10 protein-coding genes are annotated in these 11,097 nt (G+C 44.3%); 2 read left to right on the forward strand and 8 right to left on the reverse strand.

The genetic code is table 11. From position 1 onward, the window contains the following. Positions 1–146 precede the first annotated feature (146 nt). Positions 147–1,682, forward strand: coding sequence for a glycine betaine uptake BCCT transporter (locus ACQSGY_RS27190; protein ID WP_427181722.1), 1,536 nt, complete (start codon positions 147–149; stop codon positions 1,680–1,682). 121 nt (positions 1,683–1,803) lie between these two features. On the opposite strand, the gene ACQSGY_RS27195 is transcribed toward ACQSGY_RS27190, so the two are convergent. Together ACQSGY_RS27195 and ACQSGY_RS27200 are read right to left on the reverse strand one after the other, a co-directional pair. After that, positions 1,804–2,658 carry an NAD-dependent epimerase/dehydratase family protein gene (locus ACQSGY_RS27195; protein ID WP_427181724.1) on the reverse strand — a complete coding sequence of 285 codons (855 nt, stop codon included), beginning with the start codon at positions 2,656–2,658 and terminating at the stop codon, positions 1,804–1,806. 57 nt (positions 2,659–2,715) lie between these two features. Then, positions 2,716–3,993 carry a CynX/NimT family MFS transporter gene (locus ACQSGY_RS27200; RefSeq protein ID WP_427181726.1) on the reverse strand — a complete coding sequence of 426 codons (1,278 nt, stop codon included), beginning with the start codon at positions 3,991–3,993 and terminating at the stop codon, positions 2,716–2,718. Between the two features lie 126 nt (positions 3,994–4,119). Between ACQSGY_RS27200 and ACQSGY_RS27205 the strand changes: the two genes are divergently transcribed. Continuing rightward, positions 4,120–5,511, forward strand: a complete 1,392-nt coding sequence (locus ACQSGY_RS27205; protein WP_427181728.1) for a PLP-dependent aminotransferase family protein — start codon at positions 4,120–4,122, stop codon at positions 5,509–5,511. Between the two features lie 99 nt (positions 5,512–5,610). Here ACQSGY_RS27205 and ACQSGY_RS27210 read toward each other — a convergent pair whose 3' ends face one another. The 6 genes from ACQSGY_RS27210 to ACQSGY_RS27235 form a co-directional block, all read right to left on the reverse strand. After that, on the reverse strand, positions 5,611–6,036 hold the full coding sequence (locus tag ACQSGY_RS27210; RefSeq protein ID WP_111270921.1) for an NUDIX hydrolase: 426 nt from the start codon (positions 6,034–6,036) through the stop codon (positions 5,611–5,613). A 13-nt stretch (positions 6,037–6,049) separates the two neighbouring features. Next, complete coding sequence (locus ACQSGY_RS27215; protein WP_167434033.1) at positions 6,050–6,883, reverse strand: DMT family transporter; 834 nt, start codon at positions 6,881–6,883, stop codon at positions 6,050–6,052. A gap of 53 nt (positions 6,884–6,936) precedes the next feature. Continuing rightward, positions 6,937–7,905: an efflux RND transporter permease subunit gene (locus ACQSGY_RS27220; protein WP_240636694.1), complete on the reverse strand. Its 969-nt coding sequence runs from the start codon at positions 7,903–7,905 to the stop codon at positions 6,937–6,939. A gap of 298 nt (positions 7,906–8,203) precedes the next feature. Beyond that, complete coding sequence (locus tag ACQSGY_RS27225; protein ID WP_111270955.1) at positions 8,204–8,731, reverse strand: DinB family protein; 528 nt, start codon at positions 8,729–8,731, stop codon at positions 8,204–8,206. A gap of 42 nt (positions 8,732–8,773) precedes the next feature. Continuing rightward, entirely contained in the window at positions 8,774–9,457 is a 684-nt protein-coding gene (locus ACQSGY_RS27230; RefSeq protein WP_167434034.1) for a TetR/AcrR family transcriptional regulator, read from the reverse strand. A 53-nt stretch (positions 9,458–9,510) separates the two neighbouring features. Then, complete coding sequence (locus tag ACQSGY_RS27235) at positions 9,511–10,683, reverse strand: FAD-dependent oxidoreductase (RefSeq protein ID WP_427181731.1); 1,173 nt, start codon at positions 10,681–10,683, stop codon at positions 9,511–9,513. Positions 10,684–11,097: the final 414 nt, after the last annotated feature.

Below are 11,097 nucleotides of genomic sequence, written 5' to 3' on the forward strand. Positions count from 1 at the left end.
TTCCGATGGAGCAAAACAAACCGAAGGTGTTTCAATATACGTCGGTTTGTTTTATTTTATCAACAGCTGGCTTTCCGCATGATGACAAGCTGGATTAGCACATACTAAGGAACAGTTGGCTGAAGATACATAACGGAGGTCCCTTCATGGTATTTACAATCACAATGATTATCGTTGTACTATTTGCAATCTGGGGAGCTGTAGCTCCTGATCAGCTAGCGAGTGTAGCTAACGCAGCCTACAACTTCTCTATTCAGAATTTTGGCTGGTTTTATTTGCTGGCGACACTTTTCTTCCTGATATTCGCTTTTTATCTGGCGTTTAGCCGATTTGGCATTATCAGGCTGGGGGATGACGATGATGAACCGGAATATTCAACGATTTCCTGGCTATCCATGCTGTTTAGCGCTGGTATGGGTATTGGACTGGTTTTCTGGGGAGTTGCTGAACCGCTATCCCACTATCTATCTGCACCGGAGGGAGCGGAACCCGGAACAACGCAAGCCGCAAGACTTTCTATGCGCTATTCCTTCTTCCACTGGGGGCTGCATCCTTGGGCTATCTATACCGTTATTGGCCTAGCCCTGGCTTACTTCCAGTTCCGGAAAGGTTACAAAGGGCTAATCAGTTCCACTTTTATTCCTCTGATCGGTGAGCGTTTAGCTGCTGGCTGGCTTGGCAAGCTCATTGACATTCTGGCAGTCATTTCCACGATCTTCGGTGTTGCGACCTCGCTTGGTTTGGGGGCACTTCAGATCGGTGGGGGCCTGAATTATTTATTTGGTATCCCTAACTCAATTACAATCCAGGTTGTCATTATATGCGTTGTAACGGTACTGTACTTAATCTCCGCAACCTCCGGCCTGGATAGAGGTATCAAGATTCTGAGTAACACCAACCTGGTGATCGCTGTGCTGTTAATGTTGTTTGTATTGGTGACGGGTCCGACTACGTTTATATTTGACACATTCACGACAACCTTGGGCAGTTACATGCAAAATATTATTAATATGAGTTTGAGGTTGACCCCGTTCTCAAGAGAGACCTGGATTGGAGTATGGACGTTATTTTACTGGGCATGGTGGATCGCGTGGGCCCCATTTGTCGGCACCTTTATTGCGAGGGTATCCAAAGGAAGAACGGTAAAGGAATTTGTAATTTACGTCATGGTTATTCCAAGCCTTTTTGGATTCATCTGGTTTTCGGTGTTTGGCGGAACAGGACTTCACTTGGAATTGTTTGATGCAGTCCATCTGGCGGAGGCCGTCAAGGAAGATACGACAACGGCTTTATTCCTAATGCTAGAGCAGCTGCCATTAGGAACGATCGTGGCATTCATCGCCACACTCCTGATCATGATCTTCTTTATCACGTCAGCGGATTCGGCTACTTTTGTGCTGGGCATGCTGACTTCAGATGGCAAGCTTGACCCGAGTGCAAAAGTGAAATTAACCTGGGGCATCATGCAATCTGCCATTGCGGTCGTACTGTTAATCAGCGGAGGATTAAACGGCCTTCAGACGGCCTCCATTGTGGCGGCACTGCCGTTCGCTGTGGTTCTTATCGGTATGTGTGTATCATTACTCAAGGCTTTGCAGGCTGAGGACAGAGAGCGTCGTCAGAAGGAAAAACGGCAGCGCCATAAATTGAGAAAACTGCTTGAGGAACAAGAAAACGCGTAGTATGCTTTGCTTTCACAAAAAAATTGCACCAACCCCAAAAAAAGTCGCTATTGTAGCGACTTTTTTTGTAATATATTTATTCGGATTAGGGTTCAGGGCGTCGCTATTCACGACGGTATTTCTATTGTAATGACTTGGAAAAACCCGATCTCCAAGTAGGATATTGAAGAATCCATCCGCGTTCGTTTTTGGCTTTATGATTCGAAGCCCCTCTCTCCCACGGAGCTGCTCCTGATTGAATTTCTGGTGCTGGTGCACCCAAGGCTTGAGCGTATACAGGGAGCCATTCTATGCCTTTGGCCGGTTCATCATCCACAATGTTATACGTACCCGTTGGCCAACCCAGCGCCAGCAAAGCAGCATTTGCAGCATCTTCAACATGAACAAAAGACGATACCCCATCCGTTGCCTTCATTTCTTGGTTCATGACTTTTTTTGCTGTATCCCCATTTTTATCATACCAGGTTGCAGGTCCGTATAAGGTACCATACCGTAAAATGACATACGCAGGAATTTCTTTTACAGCTTCCTCCAGGGCAACAACACCGTTAATCGTTGTATTTCTAGGCATAGGAGCAAACTTATCTAATGCTGTTTCTTCTACCGCAGGAGTTGGACCAGGTTCATATGCCCATGAGATGCTCTGCGCGATGATTTTTTGAACCTTCGCCTGTTTTGCCGCATCTACCAGATTTCGGGTTCCTTCAATGCGTATGCGCGCATTTTCTGCCGAGCTGCCTTGACTTAATGAGGTTAATTGATGAATTACAACATCAGGTTTAACTTCTGTTAGAATATTCACCATTTGCTGCCGATTGAACACATCTGCAAGAATGGCTTTTGCTCCTGTTTGTTCAATAGCTCCTCTTTGCTCTTCTTTCCGCGTCATGCCAAAGACATCGTGACCAGCCTGTACGAGTTGCGGCAGCAACAATCTTCCGATAACACCACTTGCACCAGCTACGAAAATTTTCATGAAAATAGACCTCCAGATTCTTTTTTTGCGTTCTATTATTTGGACAATTCTTATACTTTATTTTGATAAAATTAATGAATCCTCTTTAGACATCATAGTCAGGGATATGATCCCCATCACTATAGAGAAGAATACCATTGCCAATATTCCTGCATTAAAATGACCCATACGATCATGCAAATAACCAGTCAGGAATGGCCCGGACGCTCCAATCAGAAAGCCTATGCACTGTGTCATAGCCGCCCATGAGGCCGCCTCTTCAGGCGAAGTAGTCAGTTCAACCGGAAGCAAGTTGAGCAGTGCAAACAGCATCCCCGATCCCAAACCACAAATGAACACAGCAAGCCATAGATAAGTGGAAAAGAAAATAAGTAACAGACCAGCAGCTTGCATCATGGAGGATACGATGAGCCAGTTTCGTCTTGAAGCATGCCTTTTAAGAAGCTGCTGCAATACGGTACCACTCGGAATTTGTATCAATGCGAACAAAGTAACCATAAGCCCTGCGTGAAGCTTGGATGCACCTGCTCCAATAAGGATTAAGGGAAGCCAACCTAAAAGGGAATAGAATACAAGGCATAACATTCCGAACTGCGCGGCTAGAATCCATGCTTTTCCCTTTTGCCAAGGTAGTTCTAACGATTTTCTGTATGAAACGGTTGAATTCAGTTTAGAGCTGGAAGGCTGTCGCTTCTGTACATTAAACCATAGCGGCAAAGCGATAATGACAGGTATCACCCAGAACGATAATGACATTTGCCACGACTGAAGCCTCCAATGCAAGGGTGATGTAAGGCTCGAACCAAGTGCCGCACCCAATGCTAGAGCCATAGAATAGATTGCAATCATGGAGGGTGCCCTGTCAGCCATATGCTTTTTAATAAAGCCCGATAACAAAGGTCCCATCATCGCAATACCTATACCGGATAACAATGTAGTGAAGAATAACAATGAAGCGGAATGGATAAACAGGCGTAAAAGTGTACTGCCTCCGATCAGCGTCAGGGAGAAGGTGATGACCTGTTCAATTCCCAGTTTTTCACTCAATTTTACAGAGAACGGAGCAAGTATTCCCATACATAACACAGGAATAGAAACGAGCAGGCTGGATACAGCCCCGCTTAGGCCGAGATCCTGTTGAATGCTTCCCAAGACAGGTGCAATAGATGAAACAATGGGTCTCAGATTGAGTGATGCCATAAACAGTGCCGTAACGAATAGCCAACGATTCAATTCGTACTCTTTGTCATTTGGTAGGATTGGTATGGGAGATATACTCTCAGCTGCTGCGCTCATCGTTGGTGATCTAAGCCGGTTAGTTCTACGTTTTCTCATACGATTCGCTTCTTTCTATAGAAATGGGATTTGGCATGACTTATAATATCATGATATATTGGTCATCCTTAGTTCCATTTTTGAAGCATTTTGACCATACCACTTTATAATAAAAGGAGATCTTTCATGCAATCCGGACGGAATGAAACGAAAACCAGACAGGTATACTCGTGGATCAGAGACCGAATAATGCAAGGCAGTTACAGGGCAGGAACCTCCCTTCCCTCCACCCGAGAGCTTGCTAAAGAACTTGGGGTCTCACGCGCCCTTATTGTGGAGGTATATGAGCAGTTAACAGCTGAAGGATTTTTGGAAGGTAAGCAAGGCTCGGGAACCTTCGTAAGAGATATAGGCGCAAGCAGACCGCTGCATGTACAATCTGAAGAACTTGTTGACAGGCATGAGAATGTCTCCCCAGCATGCGAGAATCATGTATCCTGTATTGATTTTCGTCCCAGCTTTCCTGCTCTCGAGCATGTCCCCCTTCAGAAGTGGAAAAGAGTTGCACTGGATGTGTATCATGATCTTCCTCCTTCTATGCTTGGATACCCGGAGGATATGGCTGGCGATATTGAGCTTCGACAAGCCATTTGTGAGCTTCTTTTGCATATCAAAGGACTTCACTGTCAGCCATCGCAAATTATTATTACAGCTGGTGCAACCCAGGCTTTTTCGATCCTCGGCAAGCTTTTATTAGCGCCTGGTGAAACGATTGCCATGGAAGACCCGACGGCAACATTTATCCATAATCTTTTCGCTGAAACGAACGCCCGGATTATGCCTGTTCCCGTCGATGCCGATGGTTTATGTGTAGAGCGGCTGCCAACCGATGTAAAGCCCAAATGCATCTTTGTAACACCTTCTCATCAATTTCCGTTTGGGAGCATTCTGTCGATCAGCAGGCGCCTCCAATTACTTGACTATGCTCGAAGCACAGGTGCCTACATTATAGAGGATGATTATGACAGCGAGTTCCGTTATGGGGGAATGCCTGTTCATGCCCTGCGAGAGCTGGATGCTGAGCGGGTAATCTACGTAGGAACGTTTAGTAAAAACATGTTCCCTGCACTAAGGCTCGGTTATATTGTAGCCCCGCAAGAGCTGGTGGAATCGATCGTGCAGCTCAAACGTACGACCGATATGCAGTGTCCTGCTTTATCGCAAATCACATTGGCCCGATTTATGAAGGAAGGGCATCTGAAACGTCATATTTTGCGAATGAAACGAATTTATCATAAGCGAAGAAGTCACTTGATTCATGCGTTAACGGATACGTTCGGAGAAAGGGTTCAAATATCGGGTGATGCTGCTGGTTTGCATCTTATCGCAACTTGGCCAGGACGAAACGCCGATCTTTTGACTGCAATGGAGCTTGAGGAGCATCGTATCAAAATCTACCCGGCCGAGCGATACACGATTCGCAAGGATCAGTACAATGATAGCCTTATCATGGGGTTTGGCAATGTGAACGAGGCTCAGATTTCCGAAGGAATTCAAGCTCTTGCTCGATTTATATAAATACAGTAAGCCGTTATATTCAGCTCAGACGATCTGAAATTGCAAGCAAAAAGGAAGGGCCACTGCCCTTCCTTATCTATAATTCATTTCATTGTACCATCAGATGATCCCTTCATCGTAATAGGATACCTGCACATTTTTTCGGACGATTTCTTGCAGACCTTCCTCATAAAATGGCATCAGTGCATCCGCTTCTTCAAGACGAATCCAGGCTATTTGTCTGATCTCATCAGGTCTTGAAATGGCTTCAACCCCACTCGATATACATGCTCTGAAGGTTACACATATGCCATGTTCGGAACAATCCTTCTTCATATACTCATTAATAGCTACGACTCCCCGGAGCTGTACATGTAAACCTGTTTCTTCAAACACTTCACGAATGGCAGCGGCTTCTAACGTTTCGTGAGCTTCAACTTTACCACCCGGAAGAGTCCACGTCTCTGAGCCTGTATTTTGAACCATTAATAGATGTGAATCATTCGCATCAGTAATCAATGAATAGACGGTGTATACTCTGTTCATCCTATAATCCTTTCTAGATGCTCACGATAATGACCCCGAGAAGAATAATGGCAATGCCCGTCCATTGGCTCTTCGTCAGCTTTTCTTTTAAAATCCAGCCAGCCATAAGTATGGTAACGACACTATATAATGAAGTAAGGGCCGTGGTGCTTGTGGTATAATCAACGGTTTGTCCCATATTAAAAGAGAGTAAAGCTCCTGTATCCAGCAGTGCAGCTACAACGAGAATCAGACCGGTGGACAGGCCTATTCGTGGGAGTTGAACCTTTTTAACCCGTAGAAGTATAAACGCACAAAAAAACTGTATGATCCGTGTGACGAGTACAGGAAGAATTACACCCAGATGAGGAGTAATGTATCCGATCGCCCAAAAATAAAAACCGATGCAGATTGAGGCGATAATGGCCTCGGGTATGCCCGATAATGTCACTTGTTGTCCGATGCTTTTGCTTGATCTCGTAACCGTCAATACACCAATAACCAGCAGCAGAACACCTATAATGGAATTGATCGGCAACCGCTCACCGCCAATAAAAGCGAGAATCGCAGTCACCACTGCAAATCCCGAGCCGATCGGAGAAACGATGGATAGGGTCCCCTTTTCAAAAGCTCGATATAACAATAACGTGCCTGCAAAGTTGACTATACTGATGCCGGCTATTCCAACCCATACCAATGGGCTTTGGTCAATATGAGGTGATTGCGTAAGTACATACCCTCCCAGCAATAGTGAGGCAATGAGCTGAATCCCGAGCAAGGCAGGCAACGTTTGCACCTTTCTCGTGGCCTGGGTAACCATAAAGTCGGATAGACCAAAACAAAGTGCTGCAGTCAGGCCAAATATCATACGTTTATCCTCCAAATTTCTCTTTCTGCCCATGCACCCGAGTTAATTATGATTTATGATGGTGACACCGAATTCTGGTCGCAGCCTTCATTTTGTTTCGGCTTATGTTTATGGTTCAAAGTCTTCTTTTCCCCATACTTGTATATCAACACAAAGCTGAACATAAACAAACTTGCAAAAAGTGTGACAAGAGGTATACTCCACACTTTTTCTACGGGAAATACAAAGGTCAGTAGCGGTATAGCGTACAAGGCAGGAATTCGGGCATGAAAAAGGCGTGATATCACGACGATTAAAATCATATCAATGAACGCAGCCAGTACCTGCGAATCCACCTGTATAAAAATAAGAGCGCCAACGGCAGCGGATATCGTTAGGGTAAATCCTTGCTTAAACGCCATTTTTGCTGTGTAGATCGGCTTTTGGAGCGATTCGTAAACGACGACGAAAATAGGTGGAATCACTGCCATGTGTTCATAACCCAGTAACCAGCAAATACTGAGCCAGCATAGTGAGATAGCCAGGAAAATCACCATATATTTGTATTGAATCATCGACTTTGCTGCGAGATTTTTATGAAGCTGAAACACGACAACTCCGGCCATTAAGGTCAATGTGAATGCAAAGACGATCGATACAAATGACCAATCCTGTGCATGAATGGCGAGTGGTAATAGACCTGTAGCAATGGCGGGAGCGAGGTTAGAGCGTATTAATCTCAGAAATAACATCATTATAAATAGGGTAAGCATTACCTTTATCGGATAAATGATTTGGAACTGATTCATGGTCAGACCGATCGCAGCTGTCATGGTCGGTGCAATGAAAATGACGGAAGGACGTCTGATCCACCCTGGTTCTCTGTATACCCACATGGCTATAGCCATCGCTGCAACCTCTGGTAAAATGATCTCTGCATGTTGTAACCATACGGACAAACTAACCATCAATAGAATAAATGATATCGCAAGAACGTAAGGCAGCTTGCCTATTTTGTTCGTTGCGGGATTTGCTGCATTCATACGCTCCCCCTTCATTCCAACTTCAAACGATTGCTGCTGTTGGATCATCATAGCTATGATTAATGTGCAGTTGTACAGCATGCTGTTAGATTTATGCTAACATGAACATTTTTAATGTTTTAAGTACCACTCTATGCATTTTTTTGCATACCAATTTTTGAATTAAAGCAAAAGAAGACTCAAGATAGGTGAAGACCCAAGATATGGTATGAGCATTCTCCTTTATCTTCTGGGGAAAGGGATGGTGTGATAATGAAAAAAAGTCGCTAATTTAGCGACTTTAATCTTACAGAAGAAATCAACTCCTGTTCAAAATGCCTAAATATGCACTCCAAGGTCCAACATCTGTCCTGTATCTCTCCGCCATGACTCTGACAATTTGCGCAATATGTGTAAAATCATGAACGACCCACGCAGAGAGCAGCTCCCTCAACTTCACGCTGCCGAATTCCGGATGCAAGCCGGTCTTCTCCAGATCAGGATTGGAATAAATGATATCCTTGAGTGTGGAGATATTTTTCATTCTGATGCTACTGAACTCCTGTAGTGCTTCCTCAACGCTTCGTTCAGATATCTGTTTCAAATGGGAGAAACGGTCAAAGGCTGGGAATCGATGAGGTCTACCCTCCAGCACGATGGATTCCACCCGCGGAATCCAGTTATGCTTCTCCGCTTCAATGAAATGTTCAATCACTTCGTGTGCATTCCAGGTTCCTTCACCTTCATTGCATTGCAGCCATGCTTCTGACAGACCAGATAAGAAACGCTCCAGAGTTTGCGGCGTGCGCTCCAGAATTTCAATAGCTTCATTTACATGAAAATTAATGTTAACGCACCTCTCAGTCGTCATCTGCCATTTTATTTATTTTTAACTGCGGCCTCTCTGCTGCATCTGCAGAATTCCTTGTAATATCACTTCAATTCCCCAGAAGAATCTTTCCTTAGAGTCAATATCCCCTGAGAAAAATTCTTTTTTGAGACTATTCATCAGTGGAAAACGAACCGGATCTGCTTCATTATAGTAATTCTGGGTGCGTTCCATTTGCTCGCTTGATCTGGCAGCCTTCTCCAAGGCAACAGAAGAAACATACAGAAGCAAAAGATCTGTTCCCCAAGCAGCTGAGGTGGAGGAAATTCCACCCTTTTGCAGTACGGCAAGCAAATATTCATTCAGGCGAAAAGCATTATCACCGATAGGAATCGTTCGAAGAGATAGCTCTGCCAACCCGGGTTGTTCAATAAGTAACATTGCATAGCCATATAGCGTTTGGGACAATTGATCCTTCCAGTTATCGTCCGTAATCTCAGGCAGGTGCAGCTCTCCAAGACCAAGGTCAAGCACATACGAGCTTAATTCCTGCAAATTTTTAACATAAACATACAGTGAAGATGGGCCTGTGTCCAGCTGCTTGGCGATCTTCCTCATGCTCATGCCAGAGGTTCCTTCCTCCTTTAACAAATCATAGGCGGTCTTTACAATCAGTTCATGACTCAATGCTTCTTTCGCTGGTCGGTTACGTCGACTCACAATTTCGTGTTTAGGTTTCATCATACTTTTCTTATAACATGCCAGGAGCCAATAGTAAATACTAGCGTGAGATCACATTATGCCTGCTGCTCATACTTGTCGTGATAAGATTGCATTAAATGAGCCAGGTTCGGTGCGGCATGATCCGAGAAGCAAAGGATGAGATTTTGATTAGATTCGTCTGCTTTTTCAGAGGAATACTTGAACATTTTCTCCTCATATTCTTCAATGGCTTCCGCTGTATTCTTGTTTCTTACAAGGGCAAGAGCAAGCTCCAATGCATCCAGCATAGCAAGGTTCACACCTTCTCCGGCAAAAGGTGACATGACGTGAGCCGCATCTCCGATTAACGTGACACCAGAGTTTCGTTCCCATCTGAAGCCGACTGGCAGCATGTAAATCCTTCTTGGCAAAATAACATCCTCCGCATACCGAATATAATTCTGAAGCGATTCATTCCAATCGTGGAAAAGATCAAGCAATTTCGCTTTCATTTCCTGCGGGTTATCGTTCCGAATGTGGTCTAACCAGTCCCGTTCGACCTTGAAACTTGCATATACTTTGATCCGTCCGTCACCATTCAATTGCCCTAATATCCCTTTATGATCATCTAGTGCAAACATCTTCCCACGTGAATTGAACGCTGCCAGATCCGGGTGATTGCCTGCAGTAACGTTAAGCTCCAGCATAGTCAGACCTGAATATTCTACATCGATATCCGTAAGCAGCGGGCGAACACGTGAGAATGCACCATCAGCACCAATGACAAGGTCAGCCACCTCTACGTTGCCATTCTCAAAATGAAGCTCGGACTTGCCCGCGCCTAAAGAAACAAGCTTTTCAAGTTTATAGCCATATCGTATTTTAGACCGATCTAATTTGTTTAAAAGCAAATCACAAAGGGTGCCACGGTCAATCTCAGGGCGATGCTGCCCTTCCGACATATCTTCATCGGCCACTTCATCGATATAAATTTTCCCTGTTTTGTCCATTAATCTGAAATCTTCGCCTTCATACCGTGCGGCTTGCTGAAAGGCTTCATATAATCCAGCTTCTTTCAACGCGAGCTGCCCGGAATCTTCATGAATATCTAGAGATCCTCCTCGTTCATGACTTTTGTCCTCCTGCTCACGCTCGTAGATAACCGCGGGAATGCCATGTTTCTGTAAAATAAGGGCAAGTGTTAAACCTCCAGGTCCACCTCCGATTATTGCGATACGACGTTGTTCTTTTGAATTAACTGTTGCCATTTGTAAACATCTCCTTAGTATATCCTCATTGTATTGTGTCAGCTTAAGTTCAACATTCGAGCAATCTGCTTTACCTCTGATCATTGGAATCAGGATAGCATCTGTGCGCTTATGATGTATTATATTTATAACATTACGAACACCGTTCGTCAAGAACGGTGTTCGTAATGTTATAATCCATAGTTATTTATGTATATTTTTTTAGCAGAATTTCTTTAGATTGCTCCCAATGTAAATTCTTACTTTTGTTAAAACCCAATATTTTTCAACATAAAAATCACCATGACTGCCAACCTTATTGATGTAAATTCAAATCCAATACATTTGAGGAGGAAAGCAACATGAATAAGACAGGCCTTGCAATTGCTGCATGTATGCTGTTTGCTGCTACTGCTGCATCCGCTTCCGCATCTG

Source organism: Paenibacillus sp. TC-CSREp1 (assembly GCF_050171015.1).
In the GTDB taxonomy this organism is placed as follows: domain Bacteria; phylum Bacillota; class Bacilli; order Paenibacillales; family Paenibacillaceae; genus Paenibacillus; species Paenibacillus silvae.